This is a genomic window from Microbacterium flavum, from assembly GCF_018717645.1.
GTDB lineage: Bacteria > Actinomycetota > Actinomycetes > Actinomycetales > Microbacteriaceae > Microbacterium > Microbacterium flavum.
The window spans coordinates 1-23,243 of the sequence record NZ_JAFLHG010000007.1; the positions used below are offsets into that span (position 1 = coordinate 1).

Below are 23,243 nucleotides of genomic sequence, written 5' to 3' on the forward strand. Positions count from 1 at the left end.
GCCCGACGCGGTGCTCGCGTCGCCGGAGCCGGCCCGGCGGCGCGAGCGACGCGGTCGTGTGAACAGGACGTTGATCGCCTGGAACACGTAGCGCACGGCGAGGAGGGTGAGCCACGCGGCGACGGTGATCAGCAGAAGACGTCCGATCATCCGCGGCTCGATGTCGTGCACGACGAACTGCACCTCGAGTCCGATGAGGACGAACAGCGCGCCGTTGAGGAGGTAGACCCCGAACGGCCACGCGGCGACGGCCTGACGACGGGAGGTCGCCGTCGTGATCCGCGACAGCGACCACGCGATGATGAGGCCCGCCGTGACGACCGCGAGGACGCCCGAGGCGTGGATCATCTCCGCAAGGAGGAACGCGACGAAGGGGACGAGCGCGAGGGTGGTGTTGATGACGATCGCCGACCGCGTGCGCCGGAGCCCCGCGTACGCGAGCGCCGCGGTGAGGATGCCCGCCGCCGCGCCTCCGAGATAGGAGACGAGGACGGTCATCGTCACCGTCCAGCCCGTGACGTTCTCTCCCAGCGCGAGCGACAGGGCGATCGCATAGACGACGAGCGCCGTGCCGTCGTTGCTGAGGCTCTCCGCCTTGAGCTTCATGAACATCCGCTGCGGCAGCAGGCGTCCGAGCGCGGCGACCGCCGTGGCATCCGGCGGTGCGACGGCGGCGCCCAGCAGCAGGCCGGTGGTCCACGGCATCCCGAAGAGCGTCGCGACCCACGCGACGGCGAGGGCGGATGCCACGACGAGCAGGGTGCTCATCGGGATGATGTAGCGCAAGGACCGCCGGATCGCGCGGAGCGATGTCGACAGGCTCTCCCAGAACAGCATCACCGGCAGGAACAGCAGCAGCACCGTCTCCGGCGGCAGCTGGATCTCGCGCAGCTGCGGCACGAAGCCGAGCAGGAGACCGAGGATCACGAGGAGGAGCGGCGTCGCGATCCGCAGCTTCGGCGCCAACGCCGTGCCGACGAGGATCGCGAGCCCGAGCAGGACCGTCACTTCGAGACCTTGCATCCGCATCCTCCTCCATCGACCGCACGCGCACGCCCCGGGTTCCCCGTGCTCCCAGTGTGGCCTCAGGGTTCAGCGCGGGAGAAGCCCCCCGCATTCCCGATCGGGGGGCGGCGGTCAGGAGTTCACGCGCACGATCTCCTGCTGATACGGGGCGATGACCTCGCCGGAGATCCGGCAGTCCAGGAGGAGGAACGGCCGCTCGGATGCCGGGCTCGCCGCCCATCGGGCCAGGGCGTCGAGGTCGCCCGGGGTCCGGACGGCGATGCCCTCCGCTCCCATCGCGCGGGCGAGCCCCGCGAAGTCGACCTCGGGGATCAGCATCGGCTCGCGCGCGAGGCCCTGCAGGCCGTACAGGTTCACCTCGGCCCCGTAGGCGGCGTCGTTCCACACGACGGCCAGGCCCCGGCCGCGCGCGACGCGGACGGCGGACTCGAGGTCGGCGAGGGCCATCAGCCCGCCGCCGTCGCCGGTGGAGAGCACGATCGTGGCATCCGGTTTCGCCATCGCGGCGCCCGGGACGGAGGGGAAGCCGAGGCCGATCGACTGGTACGCCGTGCCGACCATCATCATCCGGTCGGGGGAGGCCACGGACCAGTACATGTTCGCCCAGCCGATGAAGTGGCCGCCGTCGGTGACGACGACGCGGTCGCGGGTGGAGGACTCGCCGTCGAGGATCTCGCCGATGCGCACGGCGACCGAGCGCGGGTCGAGGCGGCCGTCGGGGGCGAGGCCGTCGCCGCCCTCCTGCGTCCGCAACGCGACCGCGTCGACGCTCTCACGCCAGCCGGTCGACGATCCCGGGCGGTCGGCGTCGGCCCGCAGCATCTCGAGCTCGCCGACGAGCGCTTCCGCGACGAGGCGCGCGTCCCCGCGGATGTAGCCGCCGACGTGGGGATGCGTGGCGGCGGGCGCGATGTCGACCTGCACGACGCGGGTGCCGGGGGAGAAGAGCGCGCCGAAGCGCATCGTGAACTGGTTGAGGCCCGCGCCGAACACGACCGCCACATCCGCCGTGCCGATCAGCTCCATCGCCCGCTCGGCGCCGAACCCGCCGGTCACCCCCAGGTCGAACGCCCCGTCCGGGAACACACCGCGCCCGAGCGCCGTCGTCGCGGTCACCGCTCCGGTCCCGGCCGCGAGGGCGCCGAGCGCATCACCCGCGCCCGCTACCCACGCGCCGCGCCCGGCGAGGAGCACGGGCCGCTCGGCGCCCTGGAGGGCGCGCGCGAGGTCGGAGATCGCCGCGCGGGCGAACGGGGAGGGGGCGAGCGGCGCGGGGACGGCCGGCTCCGGTGCGTCGGGAACGGGGCCCGCGTCGAGCTTCGCGACGTCGTAGGGGATCGCGAGCACCGTCGGCACCCGGTAGGACAGCGCGTGCTCGATCGCGATGACGGTCGTCGCCGCGGCATCCGCCCGGCCGACCGTGTAGGTGCGCGCACCGACCGCCGACGCGAGGGCGATCTGGTCGACATCCCACGGGCGGGGGCCGGAGGTGGGCTCGTCGCCGACGACGAGGATCAGCGGGACGTGGGCCTGCACCGCCTCGGCAAGGGCGGTGAGCGTGTTCGTGAAGCCGGCGCCGTAGGTCGCCGTCGCGGCGGCGAGACCCCCGCCGGCCCGGTGGTACGCGTCGGCGGCGACGACGCCGCCCGCTTCGTGACGGACCGCCGTGTAGTGCACATCGGTGGACCGCTCGAGTGCGTCGAGGAAGTGCGCGTTGCCGTTGCCCATGACGCCGAAGACGTGGTCGATGTGGCGGGCGAGGGTCTGGGCGACGTGCGCGGAGACGGTGGGCATGGAGGCTCCCGGAGACGAGGACGGTGATGGATGCCGTATATGTCTCGCGTGCTCCTTTTTCGAGCACCGGCGCGCACCTTCGCGTGCCGGACAGTGTCGAGTATCCCGCGCGGGTCGGGGGAGCGCAAATGTCCGGTCGCGGGAGCGGCGGGCGATGGCAGAGTAGAGCCCATGAGAGCGATCGTCCTCGTCTCCGGCGGTGCCGCCGTCACCCCCTTCACCACCCCGTCCGCCGCCGCGGACGCCGGGATGGCCGCGGGGAACACCATGACCGCGCTGCGTGCGCACCTGCTCGCGGCCGGGCACACGGTGTTCACCGCGCCCGCCCGCGTCGGAGCGGGCGTCGTCCGCTCCGACGACGGCTGGCAGGGCTTCTCCGACGTTCCGGAGGTCCTGCCGGCCGCGATGACGGTCAACTCGGCCGGGCGGATCGATGACGCGGGAACCGCGTTGGCGGCTTTCCTCGCCCATGTCACCGACGCGTACGCGGTCGACGCGATCGACATCGTGGCGCACTCGATGGGCGGACTGTTCACCCGCGCCGCGCTCGGAGCTCTCGGGGCGCCCGGCGCCGGCACGCGCGGCGGCTCCACCCCTCCGGTGGCCCGCCTCGTGACCCTCGGCACGCCGTGGACGGGGTCGCTGCTCGGCGATGTCCGACGCGGCGACATCCTTCTCGCGGATGCACACGACGACACCGCGACGGCGGCCATCCTGACGCAGTCGCTCGCCTTCGCCGACCAGGTCTCGCAGGGGGCCGCCGATGAGGTCAGTCACTCCTTCCTGGCCGGTGACGACGGCTGGAACGCCGGCCAGCGCGGCGTCCTCGACGACATCGAGGTCACCCTGGTCGGCGGCGACCGCTTCGCCGCGTACGAGGAGCCGTCGCGGCTGTGGCCGCACGATGGCCTCGTCGCCACCCGCAGCGCGCTGGGCGAGGAGGTCCCCGCTGAGGTCCTTCCGCACAGGTCCGTGCATCGCGTCGACGATGTGCACAGCATCTTCTTCGCCGACCGCTTCGACCTCCCCTGGGAGCGGGCGCTCACGTGGGATCCGCGCGTGTTCGACATCGTCGATGCGGCGCTGGGGTCGGGCGCGTAGGCCGCGCCCCGGGCAACCCGCCGCGTCCGGTGCCCCCACCCCGGCGCCCTAGGGCCCCGGCGCCCCGGGCGCCCCCACCCCGGCGCCCCCGGGCGTGCTGGAGGGTCGCTGTACCGTTCGCAGGATCGTCGTGGTGTGCGCCGTCCCGCGCCCGCATGATTTCGAGGGGAACAGCCGCGGCCGGCGGCGCCGGTCCTGCGAACGGTACAGGTCGCGGGTGATGATGTCGCCATGGACCTCGAGAACCTGCGCGCCCGGCGGCTGCGCGCGCACCGGCTGAGCGACCCGGCGCCCGACGTCGTGAGCGCCGCGCGGCACCTGACCGCGACACAGGCGCAGGAGTTCTGGGGCGGCCGATGGGCGCTGGCCGTGCGCACCGCGGGGGAGCCGACCCTGCGCGAGGTGGATCGCGCCTTCGACCGCGGCGATCTCATCCGCTCGTGGACCCAGCGCGGGACGGTGCACATCGTCGATCCACGGGATCTCGGGTGGATGCTGTCGGTCACGAGCGCTCGTCAGGACCGCCAGGCCGCCGGCATCCATCGCTCCCTCGAGATCGACGACCACCCGCTCGGCCGCGCCGAACGGGCGGCCCGCGCGGCGCTGTGCGGCGGCAACCGGCTCACCCGGCTCGAGTTCGCGGAGGTGCTGGTCGGTGCGGGCGTCGACACCTCGGGCATGCGGGGCAACATGATCCTCACCGCCCTCTGCCGGCGTGGCGTCATCGTGCTCGGCCCGGTCGTGCCCCGCGAGGGGGCGCCGACGCGCGAGCAGTATCTCGTCGCCGCGGACGAATGGATCCGGGATGCCGCGACGCCCGTCGACCCCCTCGCGGAGCTGCTCGTACGGTACCTGCGCGCCCACGGGCCCGCCGGGCTGGCTGACTTCCGCTGGTGGGCCGGGCTGCCGCTGGGTCTCGCGCGCGCCGCGCGCGAGGGTGCGGGGGAGCGGGTGTCCGAGATCGAGGAGGGCATCTTCGTCCAGGCGGGCACCGCGGGGGGATCCGGGGTCGGGGCGGGCGCCGCGGCATCCTTCGACGGCCTCGAGGTCCCCGCTCTGGCGCTGGGCCCGTTCGATGAGTACTACCTGTCCTACGCGGACCGCACCGCGATCTGCACGCCCGCGCAGGCGGCGGCGATCGGCCCGAGCGCGAACGGCGCCGTGAAACCGGTGCTGATCGGGTCGGGCGGCGAGGTCATCGGCACCTGGAAGCACTCGCTCGCCGTCGGGCGGCACCATCTCGACCCCGTGGCGGAGCTCGCGCCGGGCGGACCAGGCGAGGCATCCGTCGCCGCGGCACTCGACCGGTTCGCGCGTTTCCTGCGCGGGTGAGGGAGGCGAGCGCGGCCCGCGGGACGTTCGGGTGGGGGCGTGCGCCGGGCGGCGCGTGCGCCTCCCGGACGTCCGCGCCCCTCAGCCGCAGGTCGCGCGCGCCGGGTCAGGCGAAGAGGCCGGCGCCCACGTACGAGCCCGCCGCCGCCCCCGGCGGTACGGCCCAGAGGCCGGATCCGATGTGCTTCACGTACTCGGCCATGAGATCGGTCGACAGCGCCTTCTGGAGGCGGATGAACTGCGCGGGATCGCGCTGATAGGCGAGGAAGAAGAGCCCGGCATCCAGCCGTCCGAGCGCCGTGTTGCCGTCGACGTAGTTGTAGCCGCGGCGCAGGATCCGAACACCGTCGTTGAAATCCGGGTGGGCGAGGCGGACGTGGCTGCGCGCGTCGATGGCAGGGGATGCCGAGGAGCTCGCCGCATGCGAGGCCGCAGTGAAATCGGGCGGCGTCTGCTCGGTGCCGCCGGAGAGGGGCGCGCCTTCGCCCTTGTCGCGGCCGACGATGCGGTCCTGCTCGCTGAGGCGCACGCGGTCCCATGTCTCGATGAGCATCGCGATCTTCCGCGCGACGAGGTAGGAGCCCCCGTCATCCACTGCGGCTCGTCGGCGGGCGACACCCAGACGTGCGCGTCGAGCGCCGCGCCGTCGTCGGCGAGGATGTTCGCCGTGCCGTCCTTGAAGCCGAAGAGGTTCCGCGGGGTCGCCTGGTCGGACGTCGTCTTCGACGTCTTGCCGAACCCGAGCTGCGACCACCGCAGACGCGCTCGTCCGAAGGCGATGCGGCTGAGGTTGCGGATCGCGTGCACCGCGACCTGCGGATCGTCGGCGCACGCCTGGACGAAGAGGTCGCCGCCCGAGGCGAGCGGGTCGAGGGCGTCGCCGAGGAAGGGCGGCAGCTCGACCAGCGCCGCCGGGCGCCGATCCGCGATCCCGTATCGGTCCTCGCCGCTCGCGGAGGTGAAGAGCGTCGGTCCGAACCCGATCGTGATGGTCAGCGCGTTCGCCGGGAGGCCGAGCGCCTCGCCCGTGTCGTCGGGCGGCGCCTCGGGCGAGCCGCCGATGGCGCCCGTGGCGCTGACGTCGAGCCCCTGAGACATGCGCGCCGCGGCATATGTCCAGTCCTGGAGGAGCTCGACGAGGTCTTGACGCGTGGTCCGCGCCATCATGTCGAACGAGGCGAAGTGCAGATGGTCCTGCACCGGCGTCGTGATCCCGGACTGGTGCGCGCCGAAGAACGGGTGGACGGATGCCCCGGCATCCGTCGCCCGCGCACGCCCGACCGCGACGCCCGCGGCCGATCCGGCGCCCGCACCGAGCGCGAGCCCCGCGGCCCCGACGCCCGCCGCGAGCCCGAGCAGCCCTCGCCGGCTCAGACCCGGCGCCCGCTCCCCGTCCCGCCGAGTGTCCAAGACACGCGGAGTGGTGCCCGGTGGAGTCCGCGTGTTCTGGACACTCGGCGAGGGACCCGAGGTGCCGGACGCGCCCGGGGGGCCCGAAGGAGCTGAAGGGTCCCCGGAGGCCGCGGAGGGAGTGCCGGGGTCGTCGGGGGTCATCAGTCCAGGATGGTCGAGGTGAGCTGCGAAAGCGGCTCGGCCAGGGCGTTGATGAGGTCGGTGAACTGGCGCCGGTCGGCGTCGGTGATCGTCGCGTACGCCGGGAAGCCGCTCGCGAGCGAGCCGTGCGCGGCGAGGGCCGCGTCGAGGTCGTCGTACCCGGTCTGGATGCGGGTGACGAGGGCCGCGCCCTTGTCGCCGGATGCCGTGGCGAAGTCCTGGACGAGCGAGAACGCCATCTTCGAGCCCTCGACGTTCGCGGCGAAGTCGTAGAGGTCGGTGCCCGACCACCAGTCCTCCTCACCGGAGATCTTGCCGGTCGCGACCTCGTCGAGGAGCGCGATCGCGCCGTTGGAGATGCCGCCGATGCCCTGCGCGTCGAGCGCGGTGGTGAAATCGGCCGAGTGGACGTAGTCGCTCAGCTGCGCGACATCCGCCACGAGCTGATCACCGAACGCCGCGCGCTCCGCAGGGGTCGAGGGGGCCCAGTCCTTGCCGGCCGGGGTGACGCCGTCGGAGTTGAGGGCATCCTGCGCGGGGACCCAGAGGTCCTTCTCGATGCGGTGGAAGCCCGTCCAGTCGAGGCCCTCGGCAACGGCATCCACCTCGCGGTAGTCGATGCGGGGGTCGAGGTCGCCGAGCGACTCTGCGACCGGCTCGATCCGCTCGTAGAACGTGCGAGTCGTGGCGAAGAGCTCGCGGGCCGTCGCATCGTCGCCGGACTCGTAGGCGGCCACGAAGGCGTCGACGGCGGGGATGAGCTGCTCGACCTGGTCCTTCACGAAGGCGGCGTACAGGCCGACGGCCTGCTGCTTCTGCTCGGCATCGTCGCCGGTCGCCGCGATCTTCTCGCCCGAGACCGAGAACGACGCGCGCCCGACGCCCTCGCCGACCATGCCCGGCTTGCAGAGCGTGAAGTACTCGCCCGGCTGGGCCACCACGGTGAGGCTGCGCGTCGCGCCCGGCGCGATGTTCTCCACCTCGCCGACGATGCGCAGGCCGTCGTCCGCGAGGAGGTAGAACTCGCTCACGTCCGAACCGGCGTTGCGCACGTCGAAGGTGACCGTCCCGCTCGTCGCGGCGCCGGACGAGACCTCGCACGCGTCATTCGTCGAGGTGACGGTGAGCGGGGCTCCGGCAGCGGTGGCATCGGTCTTCGCGACGCAGCCGGAGAGGGCCAAAGCGGCGAGTCCCACCGTCGCGGTGACGGTGAGGAGGCGGCGGGTGGTCATCGGGCTCCTTGCGGGTTCGGGATGTCGGTGGGGTGAGCGGTGGCTGTCGGAAGGTCGGGGGATGCGGCGGTGCCGGCGTCACCGGGGTCCTCAGCGGGAGCACCCGTGCGGCCTGGCCGTGTGGGGCGCCGCAGACCGCGGACGAACGCGGTGCCGACGACGGCGAGATACAGTGCCCACGCGATGACCTGGAGCCAGGACATCTGCGGCATGAAGCCGACGGTGGCCTGCAGGATCGCCGCCAGTGGCGAGGTCGGTCCGATCGCGTCGCGGACATCGAACGCCCAGCCGAACGGGAACGCCGCCCAGCCCGTGGCGACCGCACCGGTGCCGTCGATCGGAGCCGCATCGGTGAAGGGGCCCGGCACGACGCCCGCCTCCTGGAGGTCGTGCAGGGCGTAGGCGAGGACTCCCGCGGCGACGACGACGAGGAACGCGCCGGTCCAGGCGAAGAAGACGCGCAGGTCCACGCGGACCATGCCGCGGGCCAACAGGGCGCCGAGGACGACGGCCGCGCCGAGCCCGAGCAGCGCCCCGAGCAGGGTGGCGGGCGCGTCGCCGAAGGACTGCACCATCGACCACAGCAGGAGTGTCGTCTCGATCCCCTCACGCGCGACCGAGACGAATCCGATCGCGACGATCGCCCAGGCGCCGCCGGCGGAGAGCGCACGATCGACCTCGCCCTCGAGGCTGCGTTTGAGGGTGCGCGCGGTCTTCTGCATCCAGAAGATCATCCACGTCACCATCGCGACGGTGAGCACGGAGAGGAGGCCGCCGATGAGCTCCTGCGCCTGGAAGGTGAGGGCGTAGGAGCCGAACGTGAGCACCGCGCCGATCCCGAGCGCCAGCGCCACGGCGAGCCCGATGCCCGCCCAGAGCCGGGGGAGCACGTCTCGGCGGCCGACCCGGGTGAGGTAGGCGACGAGGATGCCGACGACGAGGGCGGCTTCGAGGCCTTCGCGAAGGCCGATCAGGAAGGTGGCGAGCACGTGCGGGTGTCCGGATCGAGGAGAGGAGAGGGAAAGAGTCGAGTCGCCGGCTTAGGTTAGGTGAACCTAACCGGCGGATCGACAGTACACCCGCGCCGGACGCCGCTCAACTCGGCGCCGGGACGCGAGCGGCGCTCGTCCGCGCCGTCTGGCGTCCGCCGCGCCGCCCGCCGTCAGTCGTGACCGGTGTCGCGCGCGGGCGACCAGGTCTCGGCGGAGAGGACCTCGATCTCCCGGAGGTCGAGGTCGTCGCCCAGGTTCCGGATGCCGAGCGTCGAGACACCCGTCCCGTCCAGGCGGAGCGGAATCGTCCGCACCTCCGCAACATCCACCTCCGCGCGCCAGACCAGGGTCGCCGTCCGGGTGACGAACTCGAGGCGGATCCGCGCGGGGCCCGCGACCGTCACGGTGGCGAGCGTCGGCGACCCCGTCGCCTCCACGGCGGCCGCGTCGAGGTCGACCTCGATCGTCTCACCGGCGCGGACGAGGACACCGGTCTCCCCGTCGTCGTCGACCAGCGCCGCGGCATCCCGCCCGCCGACGCGAGCGCGGACGGCGTGGTCGACCGGCAGTCGTGGCAGCCCGGCGCTCGCCGACGGTGGAGGGGCGCCCGCTCCCCAGGACGAGGGCGCGTCCGTGAGGTCGAGGTGCAGCCGTGCTCCGCCGCGGATCCGTTCGTGGGGGAGCCACGCCGAGGTCCACTCCTCGCCGTCGAGGCGCGCCGCGGCGATGTGCCGCCCCGACCCCGACGTGGTGATCTCGAAGACCCCCGCCTCGCCTCCGGCCTTCGCGGGCAGCCGCAGCCGGACCCTCGGGAACAGCGGCGGGGTGAGGAACCAGCCGGGCTCGCCGGGGATCAGGGGGTAGAGGCCGATCGCGTTCAGGATCCACCATGCGCTCATCTCGCCGTTGTCCTCGTCGCCCGGGTTCCCCTGGCCGAGGTCGACGCCCGCGAACAGGCGGTCGAGGGCGGTGCGGATGACCTCGTGCGCGCGACCGGGGCGCCCCGCGAACGCCCACATCGCGGGAATGTGGTGGGCGGGCTGGTTCGACAGCGCGAGCATGCCCAGGCGCTGATCGCGCGCTTCGCTGATCTCATGGATCTGGTGCCCGTACCCGCCCCACACGCTCCGGTCGCCCCGCTCCGGCGTCCGGAAGAAGCGTTCGAGCAGCGCGGCGAGCCCGGCGGGGCCGCCGTGCAGGGCGGCCAGGCCCGCGCCGTCGTGCGGCACGGTGACGGACATGCCCCACGCATTCGTCTCGACGTAGTCCGTGCCCCACGCGTCCGGATCGAACGCTCCGGTGCGCCCGCGCCAGGCCCCGTCGGCGCGCCGCCCGCGGAAGAAGCCGGTCGCCGGGTCGAAGACGGCGGCGTACACCGCAGCCCGGCCCGCGAACCACTCCGCGTGCGCGAGAAGGCTCTCTCGCTCACCGGGGTCCGCGCTGCGCTCGGCGAGCCACGCGGCGTAGCGTCCGAGAGCATGGTCGTTGATCGCGGCCTCCAGGGTCCACGACATCCCCTCCGCCACGTCCGCGGAGGTGAAGGAGCGGAAGAGCGCCCGCGCCTGCCCCTTCCGTCCGACGACGGGGCTCGGCGGCAGGACGGTCGCATTGCGGACGCCGGCGGCCCACCCCGTGCGGTGGTCGATGGCCATGCCCTTGCGGGCGAGATCGGCGACGATCGCGTCGCTCGACGTGCCCACCATCACATCCAGCGGCCCGGGCGCCGTCCACCGCGACATCCAGCCGCCGTCGCGTGCGTGCTGCAGGATGCCGTCGACGAGATCGGGGGTCGCCGGGTCGATGAGGCCGAGAAGCGGCCACGCGGTGCGGTAGGTGTCCCAGAACCCGTTGTTGACGCTGAGCCGGCCGGGGACGACCCGCAGCCCCGTCCGCTCGGGCGAGTCTCCGGCACTCGCCCGGAACGGGCTCGCGTAGACGGGGCGCCCCTCCACGAACTCGTGCGCCGTGTTCGGGAACATCAGCGCGCGGACGAGTCCGGATGCCAGCGTGATGCGCTGCTCGCGGGTCGCGCCCTCCACCTCGATCGCGCCGAGCGCGGCATCCCACTCCTCCCGCGCCCGATCGGACACCTCGTCGAAGGTGGCCCCGCCGATGTCGGCGGCGAGGTTGGCGCGGGCCTGGTCGAGCGAGAGGAAGGACACCCCGAGTCGGACCTCGACGACCGCACCCGCGCCCTCACCGCCGCCGTCTCGGGCGATGCGCACCCAGGCGGCGTCGTCCCGGAACGGCGACGCGGACCGACCGGTCGCCGTCACCGCGCCGTCGACCTCGCCCCACACGTACATGCGCGGGACGACGCGGCCGTCCTCCGAACGCTGGTCGGTGAAACCGCTGACCGTCGCCCCGCCGGGCCGCAGGACGGCGGAGACCTCGCCGGTGCCGAGGCGGTCGAACAGCAGCGATCCGCCGCCCGGGAGAGTGAAGCGCATCGCCGTGGCGGCGCGGGCGGGCGCGAGCTCCGCGATGATCGGCAGGGGTCCCGCGCCGCGCGCATCCTCCGCGGGGCGGGCGGGCCCTGCCCTCCCCGGGTCGAGCTCGACGCGGTAATGATGCACACGGTCGTACTCGTCGCGATGGCGGAACGCGAGACGTCGCGTCGCGGGGTCGACCGGCGGGGTCGGCGCGGCGGATGGCATCACCTGGAAGGCGGCGCGCTCCCCGATCCACGGGCTCGGGGCGAGCGTCGTCGCGAACGCCTCGATCCCGGGCCGGCCATCGGCCCCCGCGTGCGCGTGCCAGGTGTACATCCAGCGCGCCGTCCGCGCGTCGGTGACGGGCGTCGCCATGATGAGCGCGTGCGGCGTCGCGACCGACGGGAGCGTCAGCCCGCGAGAGTAGCGCTCCGACGAATGGGTGCCGCGCCGCGTGCGCACGGCGTCCGTGGGCTGCGGCCCCAATGGCCGCGGCGCGGCGATCTCGATGCCGTCGGCGAACCCGGACAGCCGTCCGGGCGCGAGCGCGAGGGTGCGCAGGATCACCCGGCGCACCGTCCGTCCGGCGGCGGCACCCAGCGGAACCTCCACTCGGACCCACTGATCGGGGAGGAGGAACAGTCCGTCGTGCTGCGCCTGCGGATCGAGCGGGATGCCGTGGATGTCCGCCGCGAGCTCCGAGAGTCGCACCCCGTCGTCGAACTCGATGTCGAGGCAGGCGGCCGCGGCGGCGAACCGCGCATCGCCGGTCAGGTCGCCGCGGAACTCGGTGAGCACGGCGTAGCGGAACACCTCCCCGGCCGCGACGACGTGACCGAGAAGGTCGGCGCCGCCGACCGTGTGCTCGTCATCGGTCCAGGCGGTTCCCGGCTCTGTCGTCCCGAGCCCGCGCAGGAGAGTCGCCGGGATGTCGGTCTCGGCTGCAGCGCCCGCGCCGGAGCCCGAGCGGCGTTCCGAGACGGTCCACGCCAGTGCATCCGGCCCGAACAGCCCTGTTCCGCTGCGGGCGGCGACCGGATGCCGGGGCGCACCACGGAAGACGCGCGGCGAGCCGTCGTCGTCGCCGCCGCGCCAGAGCCGGCAGAGCCATCGCCAGGCGCGGCACGGCCACGCGCGTGCGCTGTCCTCCCGGGGCATGGGCGGCTACTCCTGCGCGTGGCGGTCGAGGAATCCGTAGACCTCGCCGTCGTCGACGCCGGGGAAGGCGCCGCGGGGGAGCGGTGAGAACATCTGCATGTGCACGCGGGCGCTCGGCCAGGCCTTGCCCGACCAGCGCGCCGCGACCTCGGCATCCGGCCGCCGACAGCAGGCCTCATCGGGGCACGTCGAGGTCGCCCGCTTGCTCGTCTCGCGGCCGCGGAACCAGCGGGCGTCGTCGAAGGGCACGCCGACCGTGATGGAGAACTCCCCGTCGCCCGTCTTCCCGGTCTGGCTGGAGCACCAGAAGGTGCCGGCGGGAGTGTCGGTGTACTGGTAGTGCTCGACCGTGCGGTTCTGCTGGGTGAAGGCCGAGCGCGCCGCGAACTCGCGGCAGACGATCTGACCTTCGACCGATCCGGTGACATCCATCGGCAGCGGCAGCTCGTCGTTCTCGTAGACCCGGTTGATCGCCCCGGAGCCGTCGACGCGGAGGAAGTGCAGCGGGATGCCGAGGTGCTGGGTGAGAAGATTCGTCATCCGCATGCCGGCCGCCTCATGCGTGACGCCGAACGCGTCGCGGAAGTCCTCGACCGCGAGGTTGCGCTCCTTCTTCGCCTGCGCGAGGAAGGCGACAGACGCCGTCTCCGGCATGAGGCAGCACGCCGCGAAGTAGTTGATCTCCAGGCGCTGCTCGAGGAAGTCGGCGTAGTCGGTGGGAGGCGTGTGGCCGAGTAGGCGGTGCGCCATCGCCTGAAGCGCCATCGAGCGCAGTCCATGGCCCCCGGGGATCGACGCGGGGGGCAGGTAGATGCGCCCGTTCTCGAGGTCGGTGACGGAGCGGGCGGAGTGGGGGAGGTCGTCGACGTACAGCAGCTCGAACCCCAGCTGCTCGGCCATGATGCTGACGGTGCGGTGCGTGAGCGCCCCGGTGGTGTGGCCGGCGGCGCGCAGCTGCTTCTCGGCGAGCTGCTCGATGGCGGGCAGGTAGTTGCCCGCCGCGCGCATCCGCAGCCGCAGCTCGGTGTTCGCGCGGCGCGCCTCCTCGGGCGTCGCGATCGCCTCGCGCTCACGGCGCTGCAGTTCGCGGTGCAGGCCCAGCACCGCCTCGATCGTCTCGTCGGGCATCGTCTTGGTGACGCGCACCGGCGGGATGCCGAGGCGACGGAAGACCGGCGAGGCCTGCGCCCGCTCGAGGTCGAGCTCGATGGCGGCGCGGTGGTGGGGCGGTTCGGGGGAGAGGAGGTCGGTGACGTCCGTCCCCGTGGCTTGCGCGATCGCCTGCAGGAGGGACAGCTTGGGCTCGCGCTTGCCGTTCTCGATGAGGCTCAGCTGGCTGCCGGCGACCCCGACGATCGCACCGAGCTCGTCGAGCGTGTAGCCGCGGGCGGTGCGGTGGTGACGGACGCGGTGTCCGAGGGTCGACAGCTCGAGAGCGGAGGCAGGCATTCCTTGATGATAGCGAAAGAAAGCAGATTCTTGACGGCTAAGATCCGCGAAAGCATGCCGGATCTCGGTCCACAGTGGAACAAGACCACCCCTGAAGGAGCTGACATGGCCATTGCCGACCTGTTCACCCGTCCCGCCGCCAGTCGTCCCGCCGCGAGCCGTCCCGCCGCGAGCGGGGGGACGGAGACCGCGGTTCGGGCTCGCGCGGGCGCGGAGGGCACCGGAGCGGCATCGGCATCCCGCACCTTCGGCGCGCGTCCGACGACCGCCGGTGCGGGGCTCGACGAGCTCTTCGCCTGGGTCGACGAGATCGCCGCGCTCACGCAGCCCGCCCGCATCCACTGGGTGGACGGGTCGAACGCGGAGAACGAGGCTCTTCTGCGGCAGCAGGTCGACGAGGGCAAGCTCATCAAGCTGAACCCCGAGTGGCGACCCGGCTCCTACCTCGCCCGTTCGCACCCGAGCGACGTCGCGCGCACCGAGGCACGCACCTTCATCGCGTCCGAGCGCGCCGAGGACGCCGGGCCCACGAACAACTGGGCGGATCCGGCCGAGATGCGCGAGACGCTCACGCCGCTGTTCGCCGGATCCATGCGCGGGCGCACGATGTACGTCGTCCCCTTCTCGATGGGCGCCGTCGGCGGCCCGCTGTCGCACATCGGGGTGCAGGTCACCGATTCGGCCTACGCCGTCACGTCCATCGGGATCATGACCCGTGTCGGCTCCGACGTGCTCGCCCAGATCGCGGCCGGCAAGCCGTGGGTCAAGACCGTGCACTCGGTGGGCGCTCCGCTGGCGCCGGGCGAGAAGGACGTCAAGTGGCCGTGCAACGACGAGAAGTACATCGTGCACTACCCCGAGACGCTCGAAGTGTGGTCCTTCGGCTCGGGCTACGGCGGCAATGCGATCCTCGCCAAGAAGTGCTTCGCGCTGCGGATCGCCTCGGTGATCGGCCGCGACGAGGGCTGGCTCGCCGAGCACATGCTCCTCATCCGCGTCATCAGCCCGGAGGGCAAGGCGTACCACGTGGCCGCCGCCTTCCCGTCCGCATGCGGCAAGACGAACCTCGCGATGCTCCGCCCGACGATCCCCGGCTGGCGCGTCGAGACGCTCGGCGACGACATCGCGTGGCTGCGTCCCGGCGAGGACGGCCGCCTCTGGGCCATCAACCCCGAGGCCGGCTTCTTCGGCGTCGCCCCCGGCACCGGCGAGTCCACCAACGTCACGGCCGTCGAGACGCTCTGGGGCAACACCGTCTTCACGAACGTCGCGCTGCGCCCCGACGGCGACGTCTGGTGGGAGGGCCTCACCGATGACGTCCCCGAGGAGCTCACCGATTGGGAGGGCAAGCCGTGGACGCCCGCCTCGGGCCGGCCCGCAGCGCACCCCAACTCGCGCTTCACGGTCAGCGCCGGTCAGTGCCCGCAGATCGCGCCGGACTGGGACGCTCCGGAGGGTGTGCCGCTGGATGCCATCCTCTTCGGCGGTCGCCGCGCGACCAACGTGCCCCTCGTCGTCGAGGCGACCGACTGGACGCACGGCGTCTTCCTCGGCTCGAACATCTCCTCCGAGCGCACCGCGGCCGCGGAGGGCACCGTCGGCGAGCTGCGCCGCGACCCGTTCGCGATGCTCCCCTTCTGCGGGTACAACATGGCCGACTACTTCGGCCACTGGCTGAAGGTCGGCCAGCAGCTGCGCTTCGACCGCGCCCCGCGCGTGTTCCAGGTGAACTGGTTCCGGAAGGGGGCGGACGGCCGCTTCCTCTGGCCCGGGTTCGGCGACAACGCCCGCGTGATCGACTGGATCATCCGCCGCGTCGAGGGATCCGTCCCCACTGTGGAGAGCGCGATCGGGCGCCTGCCCGTGACCTCGGACCTCAACCTCGACGGCATCGAGGTGCCGCAGGAGGACCTCGACGCGCTGTTCGAGGTCGATCCCGAGCTGTGGCTGCAGGAGACCGACCTCACCGAGGAGTTCTACCGCACGTTCGACGGCCGGGTGCCGGCGGCACTGTACGCCGAACTGGCCGCCCTGCGGTACCGGCTCAAGCTCGCGCAGCAGAGCTGAGCACCGCGGGACCGGCCGCTCCGGGGGCCGGTCCGGTCGCCACGGCCACCGTGCGGGTGAGCGGGATCACGACGACGTGATCCGGCTCACCCGCACGGTCACGTGCACGTCCGGCGTCCCCACCGCCGCGCGCACGCGGGTCACGACCTCGTCGGCGACGCGCGCGACCCGCCCGCCCGCGACCCCGATGCTCACCGTGATCTCGAGCGCCTCGCCGCGACGCGTCACGACGCTGTAGGCGGTGCCATCCCCGCCGCCGGGCCAGAGCCGACGCGGGAGGCTCCGGGCGAAGTAGAGCTCTGCGACGCCGGGCACGGCGCGGGCCGCGGCATCCACTCTCTCCGCCAGGCTCCCGGCGCCGCCCTCGATCATCGCTCGTCCTCCGTCCGGCGCACGGAGTCGACGACGACGTCGATCGCTCCGATCGTCCACCCCGCGTACTCCTCCAAGGCATCGCGGATCCGCGCGCGCACGTCCTCGGCGACGGTGCGCAGGTGCGTCCCGTAGAGAGCGCTGATCGTGAGACGGACATCCAGGCGCAGATCGCCCACGAGGTCCACCTGCACGCGCTCGACGAGCACGCCCGGCACCGCGTCGCCGGCCTCGCGGACGAGCCCGCGCACGGCCCCCTCGGTCACGACGACCCGTACGGGCTCGGCGTCGATGAGCGGCAGATCGCGTCCGGCGCGCGACTCGCGGGCCACCTCGCCGAGGATCTGCTGGAACCACGACTCGGGCAGGTCCGGGGGAGTGTCGAGCTCGATCAGCTCGCGCGAGAGCACACCCAGTCGGCCCATCGAATCGAGCACCGCCCGGCACTCGGGATCGCCGTCGATCTCGGGGATCGCCGGCGTGCGCCCACGATCCTGATACGCGGCGAGCTGCTCGAGGGTGTACCCCGACGCGCCGATCGTCTCCGCTGCCATGTCGCCCGTCACCTCCACTCCGCCATGCGCTCGTAGATCGTCGCGCGCGCCCGCGCCAGCCGCCCGCGGACCGCGGTCTGGGACACGCCCAGCTCCCGCGCGATCTCGTCGTATTCGTACCCGCTGACCTCGCGCAGCAGCCACACCGCGCGCTGCGCCGACGGCAGGTCGTCGAGCACGCGGCGGAGCATCTCCATCTGCGAGGATGCCACGGCCGACTCGTCCGGCCCCGGTCCGCGCGCCTCGGGCTCGGCATCCTCGATGGGCGTCACGGGTCGTCGTGAGCGCAGCCGATCGGTCGCCTTGCGAGCGACGATCGTCGACATCCACGCGCGCACCCGCGCAGGCTCGCGCAGATCGGGCAGCTGCCGCCAGGCGACGATCAGCGCCTCCTGGACGCAGTCGTCGGCGTCCGCCCGCGACCCGAGGAGGCGCGTCGCGAATCCGACGAGATATCCGCTGTGCCGCCGCACGAGGACGGCGAAGGCGCGCTCGTCGCCGTCGGCGGCACGCGCGGCGAGGATCGCGTCCTCGACGTGACGGAGTGTCTCCACCGTGCTCCTCGGGCGTCCGGACGCGGCGGCGCCGCGTCGTGTGTCGAATCTCGCACACGCGCCGCGGGGGTGCCCGGGGGTTGCCGGGCGCGACCGGGTGCGGTAGCGACGGTGCGGCATCCGCGCACTCAGCGAACTGCCAGGGAGAGGACCGTGACGAATCGCGTGCTTCGCCCGTCATACCCATGAACGACCTCGACCGAGGCCTCAGAAAGGGAACGACATCATGAGCACCCCGAACACCCCCACGCGCACCCCCTCCGCCCCCACCTCCGGCGCGGGAGCGACGACCATCGCCGCGGGCGAGGGCGGCAAGACGGTCATCGTCGACCCCGTCATCGCCAAGATCGCCGGTATCGCCGCCTCTTCCGTGCCCGGCGTGCACGCCCTGGGCGGCGGCGCGGCGCGCGTCATCGGCTCGATCCGCGAGGCCGTCGGCGCGAAGGACCTCAGCCAGGGGGTGAGCGTGGAAGTCGGCGAGACGCAGGTCGCCGCTGACATCACGATCGTCGCCGAGTACCCCGAGCAGCTGCAGCGCGTGGCATCCGATGTCCGCACCGCCGTCTCCGACGCCATCACGCAGCTCGCGGGCATGGAGATCACCGAGGTCAACGTGACCATCGTCGACGTCCACATCCCGGGTGAGGACGAGGGCGCCGCGCCCGAGCCGGAGCGCGTCCGGTGATCGGCACGTCGGCCACCGTGTGGGGCGCGGCGGCGGGCGCGCTCCTCGCCTTCGCCGCCCTGACCTTCGGGTTCTGGGGCATGGTGCTCGTCGCCGTCCTCGCCGCCGTGGGCGCGCTCGTCGGAGCCGCCGTATCGGGCCGGATCAACCTCCGCGCGGCGGTGGACGCGGCCCGCGGCCGGCGGGTGGGGTGACGGTGGATGCCGCGCGGGTCGGCGGCTCGGTGACCATCTCGGCGCGGGCCTATCAGCGCGTCGCCCAGGCGGTCCTCGCCGATGAACTGCGCGTCGCGCCCCGAGAGGTCCGCGCCCGGGTGCGCGACGACCGCGGCGGCCTGGCTCTGGAACTGGAGAGCGCCATTCCCGAGGGAGGCGCACCCGTCGCCATCCGCGCCGCACAGGCGCGACAGCGCACCGCAGAACGCACCACCGACCTCACCGGTGCGCGCATCGCCGACGTGCGGCTGCGCGTCACCCACCTCATCGCATCCGAGCACAGGAGGCTCTCGTGACCGACTCGCCGAACGCCTCGACGGCGGATGAGCCGAAGGCGCGCAGCGCCGCGCGGCGACTGCGTTCCCGCTCCCGCACCGTGTGGACCTCGGTCGCGCTCCTCGCCGCCATGGCCGTCGCCGGTCTCCTCGGCGCCGAGGCGGTGCTCTTCGCCCTCGGACGCCCGGCTCTCCTGGCGTCGCCCGCGCAGATCACGGATGCCCTGACCGCCGGGGCCACGCCCGGAATCGCGGTCGCCGTGGTCGCGGCCGTCCTCGGCATCCTGTGTCTCTGGGGCGCGATCGCCCCGGGTCGCACCCATCGCCGCGCCCTGACCGTCGGACGGGCGCCGCTCGTCGTGGACGACGCCGTCCTCGCCGGTGCGCTCTCCCGCGCGGCGGGAGAGGCGGCATCCGTCCCGCGCGGTCAGGTGTCCACGCACATCGGCGGTCGTCGCGCGCGCGTCGTCCTCGAGCCGGTCACCGGTTTCGACGTCGACCGCGGCGCGGTCGAGGGGGCGACCGCACGCCTGCTCGACGATGTGGGCGCGGCACCGCAGCTGCGCGCCCGCGTCGACATCACCAAGGAAGGACGCCTGTCATGACCCTCGTCACCCGCGTGGGCAATCGCCTGATCCTGTTCCTCCTCGCCCTCGTGGCGTTCGCCGTCGCCGCTGTCGCGATCTGGCCCGTCGTCACCGGTGCGCCGCTTCCGCTGCTGGGCGCCCTGGAGGATGCCCGCCGGCAGAGCGGACTCTCCGCCGTCTCCTGGGCGTGGATCCTCGCCGGAGCGGCCCTGGTGGCGGTGATCGTCGCCGTCGCGATCGTGCTGTCCCGCGTGCCGCGCCGCGAGCACACCGCTGCTCGGATGGAGGGCGTCTCGATCGATGACACGGTCGTCGCCGACCTCGTCCGCTCTTCGCTCGGCGACCTCCCGGACGTCCTGTCCGTGTCCGCGGCCACCGAGCGGCGCGTCGTCCGCATCCGGGTCGAGGTGCGGCCCCGCGCCGACCTCGCGTCTCTGCGCGCGCGTCTGGCGGACGCGGTCGCCGACACCGACCAGCGGCTCGGACTGGCCCTTCCCCTGGTCGTGCAGGTGACCGCGGGCCTCCGGTCCACCTTCGCTCACGAGCGCTGCGTCGTCTGACCGCACTCCGGTCCTGTCGTCGATCTCCGAGCTGGAGTCGCTCCCGGTCCCGATCCCGATCAGCGGCGGCGCGACCGCTCAGACGAGCAGCTGGTGACGGGCGAGTTCGCGGTACAGGGGCACCGTCTCGACGAGCTCGGCGTGCGTCCCCTGACCGACGACCTCGCCGTGGTCGAGCACGATGATGAGGTCGCTGTCGACGACGGTCGACAGCCGGTGCGCGATGACGACGAGCGTGCGGCCGGCGGCGACGGCGTCGATCGCGTCGCGCATCCGCTGCTCGTTGAGGCCGTCGAGGGAGGACGTCGACTCGTCGAGCAGGAGGATCGGCGGGGCGGCGAGCAGCGCGCGGGCGATCGCGAGCCGCTGGCGTTCACCGCCGGAGAGCATGACGCCCGCCTCGCCGACGGGGGCCTCGAGCCCGAGGGGCGAGCGCCCCAGGACCTCGCCGAGGTTGACCGCCCGGAGCACCCGCTCGCAGGCGGCGTCGGATGCCTCGGGGGAGGCCAGGCGCAGGTTGTCGCCGATGGTTCCGGCGAGGGTCGGGGCGTCCTGCTCGACGTAGCCGAGCTGCGCGCGCAGGCGCGGCCGGTCGATGCGGCGGATGTCGGTGCCGTCCAGCAGCACCGATCCGGCATCCGGATCGTAGAACCGCTCGATCAGCGCGAGGGTCGTCGACTTGCCGGCGCCGGACGGACCGACGATCGCCACCCGGGCACCGCGCGGCACCGCGAACGAGACGCCCCGCAGGACCTCGCCTCGCGCGGGGGCGAGGTCCACCGTGTCGGCGTGCACGTCCGCGAGTGCCCGCGCGGCCTCCTCCTCGGCGCTCCGACGGGCGCGCACGACGGCGGCGGGGTAACGGAAGCGGACGTCGCGGAACTCGATCGCCGGGGCGTCGCGGGTCGCCAGGAGGTCATCGATCGTGCGGACGGGTCCGGTGAGGTCGGCGGCGCCGTCCCTGTGGCGGGCATCCTCGGCGCGGGCGGCGACCTCGGCATCCGCCGCCGTCTCCGTCGGCAGATCGAGCACCTCCTGGATTCGTCCCAGGGCGCCGAGCGCCTGATTCACCGAGGTGATCGCGCCGAGGAACGAGGCCAGCGGCTGGACGAGGAAGAAGAGGAACATCACGAACGTCACGAGCTGCGCGATCGTCAAAGCTCCGGATGCCACGCGGAACCCGCCGACGCCGAGGACCACGAGGAGGGACACCTGCAGTGCGATCCCCGCGATCGGAACGATGAAGGCGGAGGCCTTCGCGACCTGCACGCCCGCGTCGTACGCGCCTCGCGCCGCCCGGTCGATCTCGGCCTGCTCGCGGTTCGCCGCGCCCGCGGCCCGGATCGTCCGGATGGATCCGATGGCGCGTTCGACCCCGGAAGCCAGCTCGCCGACCCGCTCCTGCTGCGCGGTGGTCGCGCGACGGATGCGACCGCTGAGCGTCACGACGACCGCGACCGACGCGCCGACGACGACGAGGATGAGGGCGAGGAGCACAGGGTCGATGAGGAGCATCGCGACGACGGCGCCGACGAAGATGAGCGCGTTCCCGAGGGAATCGGCGAGCCCCTGCGTGAGGACGGCGTACAGGAGGGTCGTGTCGGTGCCGACCCGCGACACGAGGTCGCCGGTGCGCCGCGCGTCGTACTCCCGCACCGGCAGGTGCAGCAGCTGGGCGATCAGCCGGCGGCGGCTCGAATACACGACCGCCGTTCCCGTGCGCTGCAGCAGGAAGTGCTGGATGCCGCTGATGATCGAGCCGACGACGACGAGACCGATGAGGAGCCAGACGAGGGCGCCGAGCGGCAGCTGCGCCTGCACGCGCTGGATGACCTGACCGACGACGACGGGCTGGGCCAGGGTCGCGATGGCCGCCAGGACGCTCAGGATGCCGACGGCGACGAGGACCCCGGTGTGCTCGAAGACGAAGGGCAGGAGCTGTCGGAGGCCGGCGCGGGGACCGTCGTCCTTCGTGCGGGCGGAGCGGCCGCGGCGGCGTGCGGCGGGGGTGGCAGAGGACATGGCGGCTTCCTGCAGAGATCGGGTGTCTCTATCTTCGCCCGTATTTCTTGTGCGCGGCCTGACGGCTGACGTCCAGGGCGTCGGCGATCGCCACCCAGGAGTACGCGCGGGCGCGGGCCCGGCGCACCTGCTCCGCCTCGGCGCGCGCGAGGTCGGCGTGGAGCGCCCGCAGTCGACGGAGCGCAGCCAGGGGTTCGTCGCCGTCGGCTGCCGCGATGGCTGTCCTGATCTGATCGCTCATGACGTCAACCATAGTTGACACTCCGGACAACTGTCAACCGTGGTTGACGGCCCGGCGTGGCATCCCCGACCTCCGGCTCCGACCACACCGTCTCCGAGCACGACCGGCGTGTCGCTCAGCTCAGAGCGTGAGCTCGCTCTCCCAGGGGAGGTCCGCTCCTGCGCGGCTCACCGTGACGGCGGCTGCGGCGACCGCGCGTTCGCCGATCTCCTGGAGGTCTGCGGCGGAGGGGGCGACGCCCGCCCGCACCGACGGCTCGGTGAGCAGTGACGCCATGAACGTGTCGCCGGCGCCGATCGTGTCGACGACCGACGCGCGCGGAGCGGCCACCTCGATGCGATCGGTCGCCGTCGAGAGGATCGCACCGGCCCCTCCCCGTGTGATCGCCACGAGGCGGGGGCCGAGGGCGAGGATGGCGTCGAGCACGTCCGGCAGATCGGTCTCGGGGAAGAGGAAGTCCGCATCCTCGTCGCTCAGCTTGACCACGGCCGCCCGCCGGGCGACCCCCTCGAACCGCGCGCGGGCGGCGGCGGGCGAGCCGACGAGCGCCGGCCGGATGTTGGGATCGAAGGTCACGACGGCCGCGGGGTGCGCGGCGAGCAGCTGCGCCACGGCGTCGGCCCCCGGCTCGAGGAACGTCGCCAGCGACCCGGTGTGGATCACCGCGGGCTCGTCGACGGACACGGCTTCGGGGATCTCCCAGGAGATGTCGAAGTCGTACGTCGCCGCCCCGGTCTCATCCAAAGTCGCCCGAGCGGTCGAGGTCGCGCGGTCGTGGAAGGTGTCCGGGTGGACGATCACCCCGGACTCCTCCAGATGCGCGGCGATCACGAGCCCGCGGGCGTCGCGGCCGAGGCTCGCCAGCAGCGCCGTGTCGACGCCCCGGCGAGCGAGCCCCAGGGCGACGTTGGCAGGTCCGCCGCCGGGGGTCTCGATCACCCCCGCGGCCGAATCGGTGATGTCCATCAGGGCTTCGCCGATCACGAGAACGCTCGGGTGGGGTGGGACGGTCATGGGGTGTGTCCTCTCATAGGGTTCATC

Annotated in this window: 20 protein-coding genes and 1 pseudogene; 8 read left to right on the forward strand and 13 right to left on the reverse strand. The window is 73.0% G+C overall.

Translation table 11 applies throughout. The features are described from left to right. Positions 1–1,023 (reverse strand): cation:proton antiporter (locus J0P97_RS08600; protein WP_215487377.1); only part of this gene is annotated, 1,023 nt, incomplete at its 3' end. Positions 1,024–1,137: 114 nt separating this feature from the next. Further along, positions 1,138–2,820 (reverse strand): thiamine pyrophosphate-binding protein, encoded by a 1,683-nt coding sequence (locus tag J0P97_RS08605; RefSeq protein ID WP_215487378.1) that lies wholly within the window; start codon positions 2,818–2,820, stop codon positions 1,138–1,140. 171 nt (positions 2,821–2,991) lie between these two features. Between J0P97_RS08605 and J0P97_RS08610 the strand changes: the two genes are divergently transcribed. Both J0P97_RS08610 and J0P97_RS08615 read left to right on the forward strand, forming a co-directional pair. Beyond that, the gene (locus J0P97_RS08610; RefSeq protein WP_215487379.1) at positions 2,992–3,921 is read left to right on the forward strand and encodes an esterase/lipase family protein; all 930 of its coding nucleotides are present in this window, start codon (positions 2,992–2,994) and stop codon (positions 3,919–3,921) included. A 231-nt stretch (positions 3,922–4,152) separates the two neighbouring features. Beyond that, positions 4,153–5,253 (forward strand): winged helix DNA-binding domain-containing protein, encoded by a 1,101-nt coding sequence (locus J0P97_RS08615; RefSeq protein WP_215487380.1) that lies wholly within the window; start codon positions 4,153–4,155, stop codon positions 5,251–5,253. Positions 5,254–5,359: 106 nt separating this feature from the next. On the opposite strand, the pseudogene efeB reads toward J0P97_RS08615, so the two are convergent. The 5 genes and pseudogenes from efeB to J0P97_RS08640 all read right to left on the reverse strand — a co-directional run bounded on the left by efeB (position 5,360) and on the right by J0P97_RS08640 (position 14,070). Further along, positions 5,360–6,807, reverse strand: a pseudogene (efeB, locus tag J0P97_RS08620) (iron uptake transporter deferrochelatase/peroxidase subunit). After that, on the reverse strand, positions 6,807–8,039 hold the full coding sequence (gene efeO / locus J0P97_RS08625; RefSeq protein WP_215487381.1) for an iron uptake system protein EfeO: 1,233 nt from the start codon (positions 8,037–8,039) through the stop codon (positions 6,807–6,809). The pseudogene efeB and the gene efeO overlap by 1 nt, the downstream one beginning before the upstream one ends. Beyond that, positions 8,036–9,028 carry an iron uptake transporter permease EfeU gene (gene efeU, locus J0P97_RS08630; RefSeq protein ID WP_215487382.1) on the reverse strand — a complete coding sequence of 331 codons (993 nt, stop codon included), beginning with the start codon at positions 9,026–9,028 and terminating at the stop codon, positions 8,036–8,038. The genes efeO and efeU overlap by 4 nt, the downstream gene beginning before the upstream one ends. 173 nt (positions 9,029–9,201) lie before the next feature. Next, a complete protein-coding gene (locus J0P97_RS08635) occupies positions 9,202–12,621 on the reverse strand; it encodes a GH92 family glycosyl hydrolase (RefSeq protein WP_215487383.1) in 3,420 nt (1,139 codons plus the stop codon). A gap of 6 nt (positions 12,622–12,627) precedes the next feature. Further along, positions 12,628–14,070, reverse strand: a complete 1,443-nt coding sequence (locus tag J0P97_RS08640) for an XRE family transcriptional regulator (protein ID WP_215487384.1) — start codon at positions 14,068–14,070, stop codon at positions 12,628–12,630. 105 nt (positions 14,071–14,175) lie between these two features. Between J0P97_RS08640 and J0P97_RS08645 the strand changes: the two genes are divergently transcribed. Next, positions 14,176–16,137, forward strand: coding sequence for a phosphoenolpyruvate carboxykinase (GTP) (locus J0P97_RS08645; protein ID WP_215487385.1), 1,962 nt, complete (start codon positions 14,176–14,178; stop codon positions 16,135–16,137). Between the two features lie 66 nt (positions 16,138–16,203). Here J0P97_RS08645 and J0P97_RS08650 read toward each other — a convergent pair whose 3' ends face one another. From J0P97_RS08650 to J0P97_RS08660, 3 genes are read right to left on the reverse strand one after another with little or no spacing between them, the layout of a single operon-like run. Continuing rightward, the gene (locus J0P97_RS08650; protein WP_215487386.1) at positions 16,204–16,509 is read right to left on the reverse strand and encodes a hypothetical protein; all 306 of its coding nucleotides are present in this window, start codon (positions 16,507–16,509) and stop codon (positions 16,204–16,206) included. Then, on the reverse strand, positions 16,506–17,063 hold the full coding sequence (locus J0P97_RS08655; protein WP_215487387.1) for an Asp23/Gls24 family envelope stress response protein: 558 nt from the start codon (positions 17,061–17,063) through the stop codon (positions 16,506–16,508). The genes J0P97_RS08650 and J0P97_RS08655 overlap by 4 nt, the downstream gene beginning before the upstream one ends. 8 nt (positions 17,064–17,071) lie before the next feature. Beyond that, the gene (locus J0P97_RS08660; protein ID WP_282837121.1) at positions 17,072–17,617 is read right to left on the reverse strand and encodes an RNA polymerase sigma factor; all 546 of its coding nucleotides are present in this window, start codon (positions 17,615–17,617) and stop codon (positions 17,072–17,074) included. 226 nt (positions 17,618–17,843) lie between these two features. Between J0P97_RS08660 and J0P97_RS08665 the strand changes: the two genes are divergently transcribed. Genes J0P97_RS08665 through J0P97_RS08685 form a run of 5 tightly spaced genes read left to right on the forward strand, consistent with a single transcriptional unit; the run spans position 17,844 to position 19,939 of the window. After that, positions 17,844–18,302, forward strand: coding sequence for an Asp23/Gls24 family envelope stress response protein (locus J0P97_RS08665; RefSeq protein WP_215487389.1), 459 nt, complete (start codon positions 17,844–17,846; stop codon positions 18,300–18,302). Continuing rightward, a complete protein-coding gene (locus J0P97_RS08670) occupies positions 18,299–18,496 on the forward strand; it encodes a DUF2273 domain-containing protein (protein WP_282837122.1) in 198 nt (65 codons plus the stop codon). The genes J0P97_RS08665 and J0P97_RS08670 overlap by 4 nt, the downstream gene beginning before the upstream one ends. After that, positions 18,493–18,813, forward strand: a complete 321-nt coding sequence (locus tag J0P97_RS08675) for a hypothetical protein (RefSeq protein ID WP_215487390.1) — start codon at positions 18,493–18,495, stop codon at positions 18,811–18,813. Before J0P97_RS08670 ends, J0P97_RS08675 begins: the two co-directional genes overlap by 4 nt. Then, positions 18,810–19,397 (forward strand): Asp23/Gls24 family envelope stress response protein, encoded by a 588-nt coding sequence (locus tag J0P97_RS08680; protein ID WP_215487391.1) that lies wholly within the window; start codon positions 18,810–18,812, stop codon positions 19,395–19,397. Before J0P97_RS08675 ends, J0P97_RS08680 begins: the two co-directional genes overlap by 4 nt. Then, positions 19,394–19,939, forward strand: coding sequence for a hypothetical protein (locus J0P97_RS08685; RefSeq protein ID WP_215487392.1), 546 nt, complete (start codon positions 19,394–19,396; stop codon positions 19,937–19,939). The genes J0P97_RS08680 and J0P97_RS08685 overlap by 4 nt, the downstream gene beginning before the upstream one ends. A 78-nt stretch (positions 19,940–20,017) precedes the next feature. Here J0P97_RS08685 and J0P97_RS08690 read toward each other — a convergent pair whose 3' ends face one another. The 3 genes from J0P97_RS08690 to J0P97_RS08700 all read right to left on the reverse strand — a co-directional run bounded on the left by J0P97_RS08690 (position 20,018) and on the right by J0P97_RS08700 (position 23,216). Beyond that, on the reverse strand, positions 20,018–21,961 hold the full coding sequence (locus J0P97_RS08690; protein WP_215487393.1) for an ABC transporter ATP-binding protein: 1,944 nt from the start codon (positions 21,959–21,961) through the stop codon (positions 20,018–20,020). 28 nt (positions 21,962–21,989) lie between these two features. Beyond that, positions 21,990–22,202 carry an AsnC family protein gene (locus J0P97_RS08695; RefSeq protein WP_215487394.1) on the reverse strand — a complete coding sequence of 71 codons (213 nt, stop codon included), beginning with the start codon at positions 22,200–22,202 and terminating at the stop codon, positions 21,990–21,992. A gap of 120 nt (positions 22,203–22,322) precedes the next feature. Then, a complete protein-coding gene (locus J0P97_RS08700; RefSeq protein ID WP_215487395.1) occupies positions 22,323–23,216 on the reverse strand; it encodes a carbohydrate kinase family protein in 894 nt (297 codons plus the stop codon). Positions 23,217–23,243 lie beyond the last annotated feature (27 nt).